Origin of the sequence: Actinomadura sp. WAC 06369 (assembly GCF_003947565.1) — a bacterium.
GTDB classification, from domain to species: domain Bacteria; phylum Actinomycetota; class Actinomycetes; order Streptosporangiales; family Streptosporangiaceae; genus Spirillospora; species Spirillospora rifamycini.
Genome location: NZ_QHJN01000002.1, coordinates 42,374 through 59,935, shown reverse-complemented (window position 1 = coordinate 59,935; position 17,562 = coordinate 42,374). Strand labels below are relative to the sequence as shown.

The following is a 17,562-nucleotide window of genomic DNA, read 5'->3' as shown; positions in this document are numbered from 1 at the left end:
CTGGAGCACCCGCGAGCCCGGCGCCACCGCGAACCGCTCGATCTGCGCACCGGCGAGGCTCCCGACGCCGCGATGCGTGACCACCACGCCCTTCGGGCGGCCCGTCGAACCCGACGTGTAGACGACGTACGCCGGGTGGTCCGGACGCAGCGGCGCCGTCCGGTCGGCGTCCACCGGCGCCGCCGCCGGGCGCGCCGCCGCCGACGCGGCGACGGCCGCGTCGTCCAGCACCAGGCGTGCGGGGCCGTCCACCAGCGGCGCGGTGGCGTGCGTGCAGACCACCAGTGCGGGCGCCGCGTCGTCCAGGATCAGCGCGATCCGCTCCGGCGGGTATCCCGGGTCGATCGGGACCCACGCCGCGCCCGCCTTCGCGACGCCCAGCAGCACCGCCGCCAGGTCCGCCGACCGGTTCAGCAGCACGCCGACCGCGCACTCCGGCCCCACGCCGCGCGCGATCAGCTCGCGCGCCAGCCGGTTCGCCCGCGCGTCCAGCTCGGCGTACGTCCACGCGTCGTCCTCGAACTCCACCGCGACCGCGTCGGGCGTCCGGGCCGCCTGGGCCTCGAACAGCTCCGGCAGCGTCCCGTCCGCGCCGGGACGGGCGGTGTCGTTCCACTCCTCCAGCGCCCGGTGCCGTTCCGCCGCCGACAGCACCTCGATGCGGTCCAGCCGGACGCGCGAGTCCGCCGCGATCTGCTCCAGCACCCGCGCCAGGCGCCGCGCCAGGGCCCGCGCGGTCGGCTCGTCGAACAGGTCGGCCGCGTACTGGAGGCCGCCGCCGATCCCGGCGTGGGCGCCGTCGTCGTCCCATTCCTCGGCGAGCGTGAACGACAGGTCGAACTTCGCCGTCTCGCCGTCGCCGCCGCGCTCGTCGCCGTCCTCCGCGTCTTGCGCCGGGTCGGCGAGGGCCAGCGGGCGGACCTGGAGGCCGGGCAGCTCCGGCGGCGTCTCGGCGCCCCGGACGTTCTGGAAGGTGAGCATGACCTGGAACAGCGGATGCCGCGCCAGCGAGCGCGCCGGGTTCAGGTCCTCGACCAGCCGCTCGAACGGCAGGTCCTGGTGCGCGAACGCCGCCAGGTCGGCGTCGCGGACACGTGCGAGCAGCTCGTCCAGCGTCGGATTCCCGCCCACGTCGGTACGCAGCACCAGCGTGTTGACGAAGAACCCGGCGAGGTCCTCCAGGGCGGCGTCGCGGCGCCCCGCCAGCACCGTGCCGACCGGCACGTCGGTGCCCGCCCCCATCTTCGACAGCAGGACCGCGAGCGCCGCCTGCGCGATCATGAACATCGTGACGCCGTTCCGCCGGGCCGCGTCGGCGAGGCCGGCGTGCGTCGCCGCGTCCACCCGGACGGGCACGGAACCCGCCCGGTACGTGGCTTCTGCCGGGCGCGGGCGGTCCGCCGGAAGCGTCGCCTCAGCGGGCGCCCCCGCCAGGGCCCGGCGCCAGTGGTCGAGCTGGGCCGAGATCACGCTCTCCGGGTCGTCGAGCTCGCCGAGCACCTCGCGCTGCCAGAGGGCGTAGTCCGCGTACTGGACGGGCAGCGGCTCCCACGCGGGAGCCTCCCCCCGGGCGCGGGCCGCGTACGCCGCCTCCAGGTCGCGGGTGACGATGCCCATCGACCAGCCGTCCACCGCGATGTGGTGCGCCACCAGCACCAGCGCCGACTCCGTCGGCGACACCAGCAGCAGACGGGCCCGCCACGGCAGGTCCCGCGCCAGGTCGAACCCGCCGGCCAGCTCACCGGCCACGGCCGCGCGCAGGCCCGCCTCGTCCACCTCCGACACCGCCAGCGGCGGCCGCCCCGCCGCACCCGAAAGGATCTCCTGGCGCGGTTCGCCGTCGACGTCGGGGAAGATCGTGCGGAGGCTCTCGTGCCGGTCCGCGACGTCCCCGAGCGCCGCTTCGAGCGCGGCGACGTCCAGGTCGCCGGACAGCCGCAACACCAGCGGCACCGTGTACCCGGCGCCCGCACCGGCCTCCTCAAGACGGTTCAGGAACCACATCCGCTGCTGCGCATACGACAGCGGCACGACCTCCGGACGCTCCCGAGCCACGAGCGCCGGACGCACGCCCGCCCCGCGCGCCTCGTCCGCGAGCCGCGCCAGACCTGCGACGGTCGGTGCCCCGAACAGGTCCCGGATGCTCACCTCGACGCCCAGCACCGACCGGACACGGGCGATCAGCCGCATCGCGAGGAGCGAGTCGCCGCCGAGGTCGAAGAACGCGTCGTCCACCCCGGCCCGGTCCAGGCCGAGGACGTCGGCGAACAGCCCGGACAGGACCTCCTCGGTCGGGGTGGCCGGGGCCCGGTCACCGGCCAGACCCGCGAAGTCGGGGGCGGGAAGGGCGGCCCGGTCGACCTTGCCGTTACGGGTGACCGGGACGGTGTCGAGGGGGACGAACGCGGCGGGGACCATGTACTCGGGGAGGCGGACGGCCGCGAACTCCCGCAACTCGGCCAGGTCCGCTTCGCCGACGACATAGCCGACGAGCCGCTTGGTGCCGGGGTCGTCCTCGCGGGCGATGACGACGGCCTGATGCACGTCGGGGTGGGAGGTCAGGACGGCTTCGACCTCGGCCGGCTCGATCCGGAATCCCCGGATCTTCACTTGGTCGTCGGACCGGCCCGCGAATGCCAACCGGCCGTCGGACGTCCAGCGGGCGAGGTCGCCCGTGCGGTACATCCGGGCGGCCGTCTCGAAGGGGTTCGCGACGAACCGTTCCGCCGTCAGGGCCGGGCGGGACGCGTACCCGCGCGCCAGGCCGTGCCCGGCGAGGTACAGCTCACCCACCACACCGGGCGGAACCGGGCGTAACGACTCGTCCAGAACGTAGACGCGGGTGTTGGCGAGCGGGCTGCCGATGGGAACGGCGGCCGGAACCCGGTCGGCGGACGTGAAGGCCAGGTGGGTGGCGAACGCCGTCGTCTCGGTCGGCCCGTAGGTCGTCCGGACGACGAGGTCCGGGTGGGCGTCCAGCAGGTTCCGGACGGCCGTGGAGGAGACGACGTCGCCGCCGGTCGACACCTCGCGGACACCGGCGAAGATCTCCGGCGACTGCTCCGCCAGCACCCGGAACAGACCCGCCGTCGCGTGCACGTTCGTCACACCGTGCTCGGCGATCAGCCGTCCGCGCTCGGCCGGATCGACCTCGCCCGGCGGGACGACGACCAGACGACCGCCCCGCAGCAGCGGCGTCCAGATCTCGTACGTCGACGCATCGAACGCATGGTTCGCCTGCACCAGCACGCTTTCCACGACATCGTCACGCCACGCCTCGTCCAGGCAGAACGCCACCACGTTCGCATGCGTGACCGCAACACCCTTCGGCACGCCCGTCGATCCCGAGGTGTACATGACATACGCAAGGCACTCGGGTTCGATGTGAAGGCCGGGGTTTTCCTCGACGGGCTCGAACGCGTCGGCGTCGGTGATGACGGTCGACACTCCGGCCTCGGCCATCACCGCCGCGATCCGGTCCTCCGGGTGCGAGACATCCAGCGGCACGTACGCCGCCCCTGCCTTCAGCACCCCGAGCAGCGCGGCGATCAGGTCCCCCGACCGCCGCATCCGGACGCCGACCAGCGAACCGCGACGATCCCCCAGCGCCCGCGCGACCCCGTTCGCCCGCGCATTCAGCTCCGCGTACGTCCACGACACGCCGCCGTCCCCCGACACGACCGCCACCGCGCCCGGCGTCCGCGCCGCCTGCGCCTCGAACAGCTCCACCAGCGAAACACCCGGCAGCGGCCGCGCCGTGGCGTTCCACTCCTCCACCACCAGCCGGCGCTCCTCCGGCGACAGCACATCGACCTCGGAGACCGGCACGTCGGGATCGGCCGCCACCTGCTCGAGCACACGGACCAGCCGGTCGGCCAGCGCGCGAACGGTCGGCTCGTCGAACAGGTCGGCCGCGTACTGGATCTCGCCGCCGAGGCCGTTCGGGACGCCGGCGGCATCGCGGTGTTCGGTGAGCCCGATCGAGAGGTCGAACCGGGCGACGGCGGTCCGGTCGAGGGGTTCGGGGAGGACGCGGAGGCCGGGCAGCCGCCACGGGTCCTCGGCGTCGGTCACGTTCTCGACGGCCAGCATGACCTGGAACAGGGGGTGCCGGGACAGCGACCGCGCCGGGTTCAGCTCCTCGACGAGCCGCTCGAACGGAACGTCCTGGTGCGCGTACGCCGCGAGGTCGGTCTCCCGGACGCGCTCCAGCAGTTCGGCGAACGACGGATCGCCGCTCACGTCCGTCCGCAACACCAGCGTGTTGACGAAGAACCCGACCAGGTCCTCCAGCGCCGCGTCACCACGACCCGCCACGGCCGTCCCCACCGGGACGTCGTCCCCCGCACCCACCTTCGACAGCAGCACCGCCACCGCCGCCTGCGCCACCATGAACATCGTCACGCCACGCCGCCGCGCCAGATCAGCGATCCGGACATGAACGGCCGCACCCACCTCCACCGGCACCACGCCCGCGCGGAACGACGGTTCGGTCCGGCGGGGGCGGTCGGCGGGGAGCGCGAGTTCGTCCGGCGTTCCGGCCAGGGCGGTGCGCCAGTGGCCGAGCTGCCCGGATATCGGGCTGTCCGGGTCGTCGGGGTCGCCGAGGGTCTCCCGCTGCCAGAGCGCGTAGTCGGCGTACTGGACGGGCAGCGGCCCCCAGCCGGGAGCCTCCCCCCGGACGCGGGCCGCGTACGCGAGCCCCAGGTCCCGGACGAGGACGCCCATGGACCAGCCGTCCACGACGATGTGGTGGGCGACGAGGACGAGGACCGCCTCGTCCGCCGAGGGCACGAGCAGCCGCGCCCGGAACGGCAGGTCGCGGGACAGGTCGAAGCGGCGGGTCGTCTCCGCGACGACCGCGTCCCCGACGGCGGTCTCCGCGACCTCGGTCACCGCCAGTCGGGGCCGTCCGGCCGGGCCGTCGACGACGCGTTGCCGCGGGACGCCGTCCGCGTCGGGGAAGGTCGTGCGCAGGGACTCGTGCCGGTCGGCGACGTCCCCGAGCGCCGCCTCCAGTGCCGCGACGTCCAGGTCGCCGGTCAGGCGGAGCGCGAGCGGCAGGTTGTAGGCGGCGCCCGCGCCGGCCTCCTCCAGCCGGTTCAGAAACCACATGCGCTGCTGCGCGTACGACAGCGGGACCTCGTCCGGGCGGGGACGGGCCGTCAGCGGCGCGCGCGCCGTGCCCTGCAGCCGCGCCACGCCCGCGACGGTCGGGGCGGCGAACAGGTCGCGGATGTCGACCTCGATGCCGAGCGCCGCGCGGACGCGGGAGATGAGCCGCATGGCGAGGAGCGAGTCGCCGCCGAGGTCGAAGAACGAGTCGTCCGCGCCGACCCGCTCGACGCCGAGGACCTCGCCGAACAGCCCGGCGAGCACCTCCTCCGCCGGGGTCGCGGGCGCCCGGCCGGGGGCGCGGCCGGCGAAGTCCGGGGCGGGGAGGGCGGCCCGGTCGAGCTTCCCGTTCCGGGTCACCGGGAGGGCGTCGAGCCGGACGAACGCCGACGGCACCATGTACTCGGGCAGCCGTTCCGCCGCGCGGGCCCGCAGCGACGGCTCGTCCGCCGCGCCGACGACGTACGCGACGAGCCGGTGGACGCCGGGCCGGTCCTCGCGCGCGACCACCACGGCCCGGTCGACGAGCGGGTGGGACGCCAGCGCGGCCTCGACCTCGCCCGGTTCGATCCGGACGCCCCGCACCTTCACCTGGTCGTCGGCGCGGCCCGCGAAGACCAGTTCGCCGCCGGGCGTCCAGCGGGCCAGGTCCCCGGTCCGGTACATGCGCTCGCCGGGCGCGCCGAACGGGCAGGCCGGGAACCGCTCGGCCGTCGGCGCCGGGCGCCCCGCGTAGCCGCGGGCGAGCTGGACGCCCGCGACGTACAGTTCGCCGACGACGCCCGGCGGGACCGGCCGCAGGAACTCGTCGAGGACGTAGGCGCGGGTGTTCCACACCGGGCGGCCGATCGGCACCGGGCCGTCGCCCGCGCCGGGCTCGACGGGACGGGCCGTGACGCCGATCGTCGTCTCGGTCGGCCCGTAGAGGTTGTGCAGCGGGACGCCCAGGGTCCGGTGGACCTCCTCGGCGAGGTCGGCGGGGAGCGCCTCACCGCCGGAGAGGACCGCCCGGAGGCTCCGGGCCCGGTCGGCGACGCCGTCCTGCCGCAGGAACGCCGCGAGCATCGCGGGGACGAACTCGACCACGGCGACGCGTTCCCGCTCGATCAGTTCGGCGAGGTGGCCGGGGTCGCGGTGCGCGTCGTGCCGGGCCGCCACGACGGCCGCCCCCACGAGCAGGGGCCAGAACAGCTCCCACACGGACACGTCGAACCCGGACGGCGTCTTGTGCAGCGCCCGCTCGCCGGGTGCGAGGCCGTACTCGTCCTGCATCCAGAGGAGCTGGTTCACGACCGCGGCGTGGGTGACCACCACGCCCTTGGGGGTCCCGGTCGACCCGGACGTGTAGATCACGTAGGCGGGGTGCGCGGGACGGAGCGGCACCCCGGCCGGCCGCGTGTCCGGCGCCCCCGCGGCCGGTGCCATGCCCGGCCGCAGGGTGAGGACGGGTGCGGCGCCGACCAGCATGCGGCGTTCCCGCTCGGCGGGCAGGTCGGGGTCCAGCGGCAGGTAGGCGCCGCCCGCCTTGAGGACGCCGAGCAGCATCGCGACCATGTCGGCCGACCGTTCCGTCACCACGCCGACCCGGCTCTCCGGCCCCACGCCGCGCCCGATCAGGTCGTGCGCCCACCGGTTCGCGCGGCGCTCCAGCTCCGCGTACGTCCACGTCGCGTCCTCGGCGACGACCGCGACGGCGTCCGGCGTCCGCGCCGCCTGCGCCTCGAAGAGGTCCACCAGCGTCCCGGCCGGGACGGGACGGGCGGTGTCGTTCCATTCCCGGAGCACCCGCCGCCGTTCGTCCGGCGACAGCGGTTCGACGTCCCGGACGTGCACGCCGGGGTCGGCCGCGACCTGTTCCAGCACCCGCGCCAGCCGGTCCGCCAGCGCCCGGACGGTGTCCGCGTCGAACAGGTCGGCGGCGAACTCGAACCGCCCGCCGAGCCCCGCGGGCAGCCCGCGGCCGTCCCGGTGCTCGGTCAGCGTCAGCGCCAGGTCGAACTGGGCCGTCCGCGCCTCGGCCGCGGCGGCGAACGCCTCGACGCGCAGCCCGTGCAGTTCCAGCGGCGCGTCCGTCCCGGCGGCGGCGTTCTCGACGGAGACCATCACCTGGAAGAGGGGGTGCCGGGCGAGCGACCGGGGCGGGTTGAGGTCCTCGACGAGCTGCTCGAACGGGACGTCCTGGTGTGCGTAGGCGGCGAGGTCGGTGTCGCGGACGCGTGCGAGCAGTTCGGTGAACGACGGGTCCCCGCCGACGTCCGTCCGCAGCACCAGCGTGTTGAGGAAGAACCCGACCATGTCGTCCATGGCGGCGTCGCCGCGTCCGGCGATGGGCGTGCCGAGCGGGATGTCGGTGCCCGCGCCCATCCGCGACAAGAGGACCGCGAGCGCGGCCTGCGCCACCATGAACATCGTGACGCCGTTCCGCTGCGCCGTCTCGGCGAGCCGCCGGTGCACGTCCGCGTCGACCCGCACGGGGACGCTGCCGGCGCGGAACGACGCGTCGGGCGTCCGGGGACGGTCGAGGGGCAGGGCCAGCTCGTCCGGCATCCCGCCGAGCGCCTCGCGCCAGTGGGCGAGCTGCGCGGAGATCACGCTCTCCGGGTCGTCGAGTTCGCCGAGCACGTCGCGCTGCCAGAGGGCGTAGTCGGCGTACTGGACGGGCAACGGCTCCCACGCGGGCGCCTCCCCCCGGACACGGGCCGCGTACGCGGCCCCCAGGTCGCGGGTGACGACGCCCATCGACCAGCCGTCCACCGCGATGTGGTGCGCCACCAGCGCCAGGACGGATTCGCCGGACGACAGCACCAGCAGCCGCGCCCGCCACGGCGGCTCCCGGGTGAGGTCGAACCCGCGCCTCATCTCCTCGGCGACCGCCTCCTCCAGGCCGGACGCCTCCACCCGGCCGACCCGCAGCCCGGGACGGCCCGCCGGTCCGGCGAGGATCCGTTGGTGCGGGACGCCGTCGACGTCGGGGAAGACCGTGCGAAGGGCCTCGTGCCGGTCCGCGACGTCCCCGAGCGCCGCCTCCAGCGCCGCGACGTCCACCTCACCGGACAGCCGCACGCTCATCGGGACGTTGTAGCCCGCGCCCGCACCGGCCTCCTCCAGCCGGTTCAGGAACCACATCCGCCGCTGCGCGAACGACAGCGGCACGACGTCCGGACGCTCCCGCGCGACCAGCGCCGCACGCGTCCCGGTCCCGCCCCGCTCGTCCGCCACGACGCGGGCGAGACCCGCGACGGTCGGGGACGCGAACAGGTCGCGGATGCCCACCTCGGCGTCCAGCACCGCCCGGATGCGGGCGATGAGCCGCATCGCCAGGAGGGAATCGCCGCCCAGCTCGAAGAACGAAGCCTCCGCGCCGACCGACGGGAGCCCGACGACCTCGGCGAACAGCCCGCACAGCACCTCTTCGGCCGGCGTGGCCGGCCCACGCCCCGACGACGCCCCCGCGAACGCGGGCGCGGGCAGCGCGGCCCGGTCCAGCTTGCCGTTGAGAGTGACGGGGATGGCGTCGAGCGGGACGAACGCCGCAGGGACCATGTAGTCGGGGAGCTTGGCGGCGGCGAACTCCCGCAGCGTCGACTCGTCCGCGTCGCCGACGATGTACGCGACGAGCCGCTTGACGCCCGGCTGATCCTCGCGGGCGACGACGGCGACCTGGACGACGCTCTCGTGGGCCGCGAGCACCACCTCGACCTCGGCCGGCTCGATCCGGAAGCCCCGGATCTTCACCTGCTCGTCGGCACGCCCCTCGAACACCAGATTTCCGTCCGGCGTCCACCGGGCCAGGTCACCCGTCCGGTACATGCGGGGCGAACCGCCGAAGGGGTTGGCGACGAAACGCTCCGCCGTCAGGACGGGACGACTCGCGTAACCGCGAGCAACACCCTCACCCGCGATGTAGAGCTCACCCACCACACCCGGCGCGACCGGGTGCAAGAACTCGTCGAGGACGTACATCCGGGTGTTGTCCAGCGGACGACCGATCGGCACCGACACCGGGACGTCATCGCCGACCGTGAACAGCACGTGCGTCGCGAACCCCGTGGTCTCGGTGGGGCCGTAGGTGGGGCGGACCTCCAGATCGGGGTGCATCTCCAACAGGCTGCCGATGGCGGTGGACGACACGACGTCGCCGCCGGTCAGCACCTCCCGCACCCCGCCGAAGATCTCCGGCGACTGCTCGGCCAGCACCCGGAACAACCCCGACGGCGCCACCACATGCGACACCCGATGCTCCGCGATCAGCCTGCCGCGCTCCGCCGTATCCACCTCACCAGGCGGAACGATCACCAACCGACCACCACGCAGAAGCGGAGCCCAGATTTCATACGTCGACGCATCGAACGCATGGTTCGCCTGCACCAACACGCACGACAACACGTCCTCACGCCACGCCGTGTCCAGCGCGAACGCGGCGACGTTGCCGTGCGTGACCGCGACACCCTTCGGGACCCCCGTCGAACCGGAGGTGTACATGACGTACGCCAGATCCCCGCCACCGATCGGGGTCTGTGGCCTCTCCTCCACCGGCTCGAACACGTCGTCGTCACCGAGGACGACCGAGATCCCGGCCTCCGCGACGATCGACGCCAGCCGCTCCTCCGGATGCGAAACGTCCAACGGAACGTACGCCGCCCCGGCCTTCAACACACCCAACAACGTCGCGACCAAGTCCGCAGACCGCTGCATCCGCACACCCACCAGCGACCCACGACCCACACCACGGCCACTCAAATCACGCGCAATGCCGTTCGCCCAGGCGTCCAGCTCCGCGAACGTCCGCTCCACACCGTCCGCGATCACGGCAACGGCGTCGGGAGTCCGAGACGCCTGCGCCTCGAACAGCTCGACCAGCGAACCGGCCGGCACCGGACGCGCCGTGTCGTTCCAGTCCTCCAGCACCAACCGGCGCTCGTCGCCCGACAGCACGCCGATCTCGGAGACGGGCGTGTCGGCGTCGGCCGCGACCTGCTCCAGCACCCGCACCAGACGCTCCGACAACGCCCGCACCGTCGACTCGTCGAACAGGTCGGCCGCGTACTGGATCTCTCCGCCGAGCCCCGCCGGGGCGCCGTCCTCGCTGCGGTGCTCGGTGAGCGTCACCGACAGGTCGAACCGCGCCACCGCCGTGTCGTCCGGAGGCAGCGGCACCGCGCGCAGACCGGACAGGTCCCATTCGTCGTCCGGTTCGGACGCGTTCTGCACCGCGAGGATCACCTGGAACAGCGGGTGCCGGGCCAGCGAACGCACCGGGTTGAGGTCCTCGACCAGCCGCTCGAACGGGACGTCCTGATGCGCGAACGCGGCGAGATCGGTGTCCCGGACGCGTTCCAGCAGTTCGGCGAACGACGGGTCGCCGCTGACGTCCGTCCGCAGCACCAGCGTGTTCAGGAAGAACCCGACCAGGTCTTCGACCGCCGCGTCGTCGCGCCCGGCGACGGCCGCGCCGAGGGCGATGTCGGTACCGGCCCCCATCCGGGACAGCAGCGCGGCGAGCGCGGCCTGCGCGACCATGAACATCGTGACGCCGCGCCGCCGCGCCAACCCGGTGAGCCGGGCGTGGGTCGCGGCGTCCGCCCGGATCGGCACCACGCCGGCCCGGAAGGAGGGGTCCGGCGGGCGCCGCCGGTCGACCGGCAGTGCGATCTCCTCGGGGAGCCCGGCGAGCGCGTCGCGCCAGTACCGAAGCTGGTCCGCGAGGACGCTCCCGGTGTCCTCCAGATCGCCGAGAACGTCCTGCTGCCAGAGGGCGTAGTCGGCGTACTGGACGGGCAGCGGCGCCCAGTCCGGCGCGTCCCCCCGGCGGCGGGCCGCGTAGGCGGCGCCGAGGTCCCGCGTCAGGACGCCGACGGACCAGCCGTCCACCGCGATGTGGTGCGTCACCGCCACGAGCACGGACTCGACCGGTGACACCACCAGCAGCCGCGCCCGCCACGGCAGCTCGCGGGACAGGTCGAAGCCGCGCCGGACCTCGGCCGCGACCGCCGCTCCCACCGCCGTTCCGCCGACCTCGTCGATCAGCAGGCGGGGACGTCCGTCCGCGCCGCTCAGCACCCGCTGCCGGGGCCGCCCGCCGACGTCCGGGAAGATCGTGCGCAGGGTCTCGTGCCGGTCGGCGACGTCCCCGAGCGCCGCCTCCAGCGCCGCGACGTCCACCTCGCCGGACAGCCGCAGCACCACCGGCACGTTGTAGCCCGCACCGGCGCCGGCCTCCTCCAGCCGGTTCAGGAACCACATTCGCCGCTGCGCGTACGACAGCGGGACCTCGTCCGGGCGGGGACGGGCCGTCAACGGCATGCGGGCCTCGCCGCCGACCCTGGCCAAGCCCGCGACGGTCGGCGACGCGAACAGGTCCCGAATGCTCACCTCGACGCCCAGCACCGCCCTGACCCGGGCGATCAACCGCATCGCCAGGAGGGAATCGCCGCCCAACTCGAAGAACGAAGCCTCCGCACCGACCCGGTCCAGGCCGAGCACGTCGGCGAACAGCCCGCACAGGACCTCTTCGGTCGGCGTCTGCGGCCCCCTCCCCGCCTCCCCGCCCGCGAACGCGGGCGCGGGCAGCGCGGCCCGGTCCAGCTTGCCGTTGGGGGTGATGGGGATGGCGTCGAGCGGGACGAACGCCGCAGGGACCATGTAGTCGGGGAGCTTGGCGGCGGCGAACTCCCGCAGCGTCGACTCGTCCGCGTCGCCGACGACGTACGCGACGAGCCGCTTGATTCCTGGTTGGTCTTCGCGCGCGATGACGGCGGCCTGGACGACGTTCTCGTGGGCCGCCAGAACGGTCTCGACCTCGGCCGGTTCGATCCGGAAACCGCGGATCTTCACCTGCTCGTCGGCACGTCCCTCGAAGGCCAACTGCCCGTCGGGCGTCCACCGGGCCAGGTCACCGGTCCGGTACATACGACCAAAGCCATCGAAGGGGTTGGCGACGAAACGCTCGGCCGTCAGTACGGGACGTCCGGCATAGCCGCGCGCCACACCTTCGCCCGCGATGTAAAGCTCGCCCACCACGCCCGGCGGAACCGGATGCAGGAACTCGTCCAGCACGTACATCCGGGTGTTGTCCAGCGGACGACCGATCGGCACCGACGCCGGAACCTCATCGCCAACGTCGAAAGGGACATGGGTGGCGAAGGCCGTCGTCTCCGTCGGCCCGTAGGTCGAACGGACCACCAGGTCAGGATGCGCCTCCAGGAGGGCGCGGATCGCGGACGACGACACCACGTCACCACCGGTCGACACCTCCCGCACACCTGCGAAGACCTCCGGGGACTGCTCGGCCAGCACCCGGAACAGACCCGCCGTCGCGTGCACGTTCGTCACGCCGTGCTCGGCGATCAGCCCGGTCCACTCCGTCGCGTCGACCTCGCCGGGCGGCGTGATCACCAGTCGACCGCCGTGCAGGAGCGGCGTCCATATCTCGTACGTCGACGCATCGAACGCATGGTTCGCCTGCACCAACACGCATTCCACGACATCCTCACGCCAGGCGGCGTCCAGAGCGAACGCCGCGACGTTGCCGTGCGTGACCGCTACCCCCTTCGGCTCTCCGCTCGACCCGGAGGTGTACATGACGTACGCCAGGTCGTCCGGGGAGACGGCCACGCCTGGAGCGTGGTCGAACGGCTCGAACGCATCGTCGTCCGTCAGCACGACCGACACACCGGCTTCTGCGACGATCGACGCCACACGGTCCGCCGGGTGCGAAACGTCCAACGGGACGTACGCCGCCCCGGCCTTCAGCACCCCCAGCAACGTCGCGACCAGATCCGCAGACCGCTGCATCCGCACACCCACCAGCGACCCACGACCCACACCACGGCCACTCAAACCACGCGCAACGCCGTTCGCCCGCGCGTCCAGCTCCGCGAACGTCCAGGACACACCGCCATCGACCACCGCGACCGCGCCCGGGGTACGAGACGCCTGCGCCTCGAACAGCTCCACCAGCGAACCGCCCGGCACCGGGCGCGCGGTGTCGTTCCACTCGCGGACCACACGCCGCCATTCCTCGGGCGACAGCAGTTCGAGGTCCCGGACGCGCGCGCGAGGATCGGCCGCGACCTGCTCCAGCACCCGCACCAGACGCTCCGACAGCGCCCGGACCGTCGACTCGTCGAACAGGTCGACGGCGAACTCGAACTGTCCGTCGATGCCGGCGGGGGCGCCGCCGTCCCGGTGCTCGGTCAACGCCAACGACAGGTCGAACCGCGCCGCCATCGCCCCCACCGGAGCGGCGAACGGGACGACGTCGAGCCCCGCCAGTTCCACCGGGGCCGCGGCTTGCGGGACGTTCTGGAGAGTGAGCGCGACCTGGAACAGCGGGTGCCGGGCCAGCGAACGCGCCGGGTTCAGGTCCTCCACCAGCCGCTCGAACGGGACGTCCTGATGTGCGAACGCCGCCAGGTCGATCTCGCGGACGCGGGCCAGCAGTTCGGCGAACGACGGGTCGCCGCCGACGTCCGTCCGCAGCACCAGCGTGTTGAGGAAGAACCCGACCATGTTCTCCATGGCGGCGTCGCCGCGCCCGGCGACGGGCGTGCCGAGCGGGACGTCGGTGCCCGCGCCCATCCGCGACAAGAGGACCGCGAGCGCGGCCTGCGCCACCATGAACATCGTGACGCCGTTCCGCTGCGCCACCTCCACGAGCCGCCCGTGCACACCGGCATCGACGTGTACCGGGACGACGCCCGCGCGGAACGACGCGTCGGACGTCCGGGGACGGTCGAGGGGCAGGGCCAGCTCGTCCGGCATCCCGCCGAGCGCCTCCCGCCAGTGGGCGAGCTGCGCGGAGATCACGCTGCCCGGGTCGTCGAGTTCGCCGAGCACGTCGCGCTGCCAGAGGGCGTAGTCGGCATACTGGACGGGCAACGGCTCCCACTCGGGAGCCTCCCCCCGGACACGGGCCGCGTACGCGGCCCCCAGGTCGCGGGTGACGACGCCCATCGACCAGCCGTCCACCGCGATGTGGTGCGCCACCAGCACCAGCACCGACTCCCTCGCCGACACCACCAGCAGCCGCGCCCGCCACGGCGGCTCGCTCGACAGATCGAACCCGCGCCCCATCTCCTCGGCGGCGGCCGCGGGCAGTTCCGCCTCGCCGACCTGCGACACCGCGAAGGGGGGCCGACCCACCGCACCCGAGAGGATCTCCTGCCGGGGTTCGCCTTCGACGTCCGGGAAGATCGTTCGCAGGCTCTCGTGCCGCTCGGCCACGTCCGCCAACGCCGCCTGCAACGCCGCCGTGTCCACCTCGCCCGACAAGCGCAGCGCCAGCGGCACGGTGTAGCCCGCGCCCGCACCGGCCTCCTCCAGCCGGTTCAGGAACCACATCCGCCGCTGCGCGAACGACGGCGGCACGATCTCCGGACGCTCCCGCGCGACCAGCGCCGCACGCTTCCCGCCCTGCTCGTCCTGCACCGTCCGCGCCATCCCCGCGACCGTCGCGGCGGCGAACAGGTCGCGGATGCTCACCTCGACGCCGAGCACCGCCCGGATGCGGGCGATGAGCCGCATCGCCAGAAGCGAGTCGCCGCCCAGCTCGAAGAACGAATCCTCGGCGCCCACCGACGCGAGCCCCAGAACCTCGGCGAACAGCCCGCACAGGACCTCTTCGGTCGGCGTGGCCGGCCCACGCCCCGAGGACGTTCCCGCGAAGGCGGGTGCGGGGAGGGCGGCGCGGTCGAGCTTGCCGTTGCGGGTGACGGGGATGGCGTCCAGGGAGACGAACGCCGCCGGGACCATGTACTCGGGCAGGCGGTCGGTCGCGAACTGCCGCAGTGCCGTTTCGTCCGCGTCGCCGACGATGTAGGCGACGAGGCGCTTGACGCCCGGCTGGTCTTCGCGGGCGATGACGGCGGCCTGGACGACGCTCTCGTGGGCCGCCAGAACGGCTTCGACCTCGGCCGGTTCGATCCGGAAGCCCCGGATCTTCACCTGCTCGTCGGCGCGCCCCTCGAACACCAGATTTCCGTCCGGCGTCCACCGGGCCAGGTCACCCGTCCGGTACACGCGGCCGGAACCGCCGAACGGGTTGGCGACGAAACGCTCCGCCGTCAGGATGGGACGTCCGGCATAGCCGCGCGCCACACCTTCGCCCGCGATGTAGAGCTCACCCACCACGCCGGGGGCGGCCGGGCGTAAGAACTCGTCGAGGACGTACATCCGGGTGTTGTCCAGCGGACGACCGATCGGGACGGACGCCGGAACCTCACCACCGTCGGTGAAGGGAACATGAGTGGCGAACGCCGTCGTCTCCGTCGGCCCGTAGGTCGAACGGACGACCAGACCGGGATGCGCCTCCAAGAGCGCGCGAATCGCGGAGGACGACACCACGTCGCCACCCGTCGAGACCTCCCGCACCCCCGCGAAGACCTCCGGCGACTGCTCGGCCAGCACCCGGAACAGGCCGGCCGTCGCGTGCACGTTCGTCACGCCGTGATCGGCGATGAGCCTGCCGCGCTCCGCCGCGTCCACCTCGCCCGGCGGCGCGATCACCAGTCGGCCGCCGCGCAGGAGCGGCACCCAGATCTCGTACGTCGACGCATCGAACGCGTGATTTGCCTGCACCAACACGCATTCCACGACATCCTCACGCCAGGCCCTGTCCAGCGCGAACGCGGCGACGTTGCCGTGCGTGACCGCGACACCCTTCGGGACCCCCGTCGAACCCGACGTGTACATCACGTACGCCAAGTCCTCGGCGCCGACCGGAGTGTGCGGCCCTTCCCCCGTCGGCTCGAACGTGTCGGCGTCCGTGAGCACGACCGAGGCACCGGCTTCCGCGACGATCCGCGCCAGCCGCTCCTCCGGGTGCGAGACGTCCAACGGGACGTACGCCGCCCCGGCCTTCAGTACGCCCAGCAACGTCGCGACCAGACCCGCAGACCGCTGCATCCGCACACCCACCAGCGACCCACGACCCACACCACGGCCGCTCAAACCACGCGCGACACCGTTCGCCCGCGCGTCCAACTCCGCGAACGTCCACGACACACCACCATCGACCACCGCGACCGCGCCCGGAGTCCGAGACGCCTGCCCCTCGAACAGCTCCACCAGCGAACCGCCCGGCACCGCACACGCCGTCGCGTTCCACCCCTCCACCACCAGCCGACGCTCGTCCACCGACAGCACATCGAGGCCGCTCACCCGCACGTCCGGGTCGGCCGCGATCTGCTTCAGGACTCGGACCACGCGGCCGAGGAGGGTGCGGGCGGTCGGCTCGTCGAACACGTCGGGCCGGTAGTCCAGGCGCAGGGACATCCGGGAGTCGGGGAGGACGGCGAGGATGAGCGGGTAGTGGGCCGCGTCCGAGCCGTCGACGTCGGTGACCTCCAGGCCGCCGGGGCTCTCCGGCCGGGGCGCGTCGCGCAGGAAGTTCTCGTAGACGAGGATCGTGTCGAACACGGCGCCGCGGCCGGCCGCACGCCGGATCTCGGCGAGGCCGAGATGCTGGTGGTCCATCAGTGCGGTCTGCCGGGCCTGGAGGGCGGCGAGGGTGTCGGCGAGGGTGCGGGCCGGGTCCAGCTCGACTCGTACGGGAACGGTGTTGATGAACAGTCCCAGCATCCGTTCCACGCCGGGCAGTTCGGCCGGGCGGCCCGACACCGTGGCCCCGAACACGACGTCGCGGCGTCCGGTCAGCTTGCCGATGACCAGTCCCCACGCCGCCTGCACCACCGTGTTCGGGGTGAGGCCGTGCGCGCGGGCGGCCTCGCGGAGGGCGTCCGCGGCCTCGTCGCCCAGCGCTTCGACGACGTGGTCGGGCGGTACGGGCTCCGCCGCGGGGTCGGCGGGGGCGACGAGGGTCGGCTCGGTGACGCCGTCGAGGGCGTCCGCCCACGCCGTCCTGGCGGCGTCCGCGTCCCGGCCGCCGAGCCACGCCAGGTAGTCGCGGTAGGGGGTCACGGGGGGCAGGACGCTCGCGTCGCCGCCCGCCGCGTACACCTCCGACAGCTCCTGGAAGAGGATCGGCAGGGACCAGCCGTCGAGCACGAGATGATGCATCGTGAACACGAGCCGGTACCGGGTGTCGTTCAGCCGGACGAGGACGAGGCGGAGCAGCGGCGGGACCGACACGTCGAAGCCGCGTTCGCGTTCCGCCTCCGCCAGCCGCGCGGCCTCGGCGTCGGCTTCGGCGGCGGGCCGGTCGGACAGGTCGAGTTCGGTCCAGGGCAGGGCGACGCCGCCCGCGATCACCTGCACGAGCCGCCGCAGGCCGGCCGGCTGCCGGAAGCTCGCGCGCAGGCTCGCGTGCCGGTCCAGCAGCGCCTGCCACGAGGCGCGCAGCGCGGCGGCGTCCAGCGGGACGGCGAGGTCCAGAACGCGCTGCTCCACGTAGAGGTCGCGGGCCCGCTCGTCGTACCGGGCGTGGAAAAGAAGCCCTTCCTGCAATGGCGACAGCGGCCAAACGTCCTCAATACGGTTCTGGGTCAT

Annotated in this window: 1 protein-coding gene (running past one end of the window); it reads right to left on the bottom strand. The window is 73.6% G+C overall.

What is annotated here, in order from left to right; all coding sequences use genetic code 11:
• A protein-coding gene (locus DMH08_RS01375) for a non-ribosomal peptide synthetase (protein ID WP_125611123.1) crosses the window boundary here: on the bottom strand, positions 1–17,562 show its 5' portion. 11,283 nt of this gene lie to the left of the window's left edge; 17,562 of the gene's 28,845 nt are visible here — the first part of the coding sequence; the start codon lies at positions 17,560–17,562; its stop codon lies off the left edge, out of view.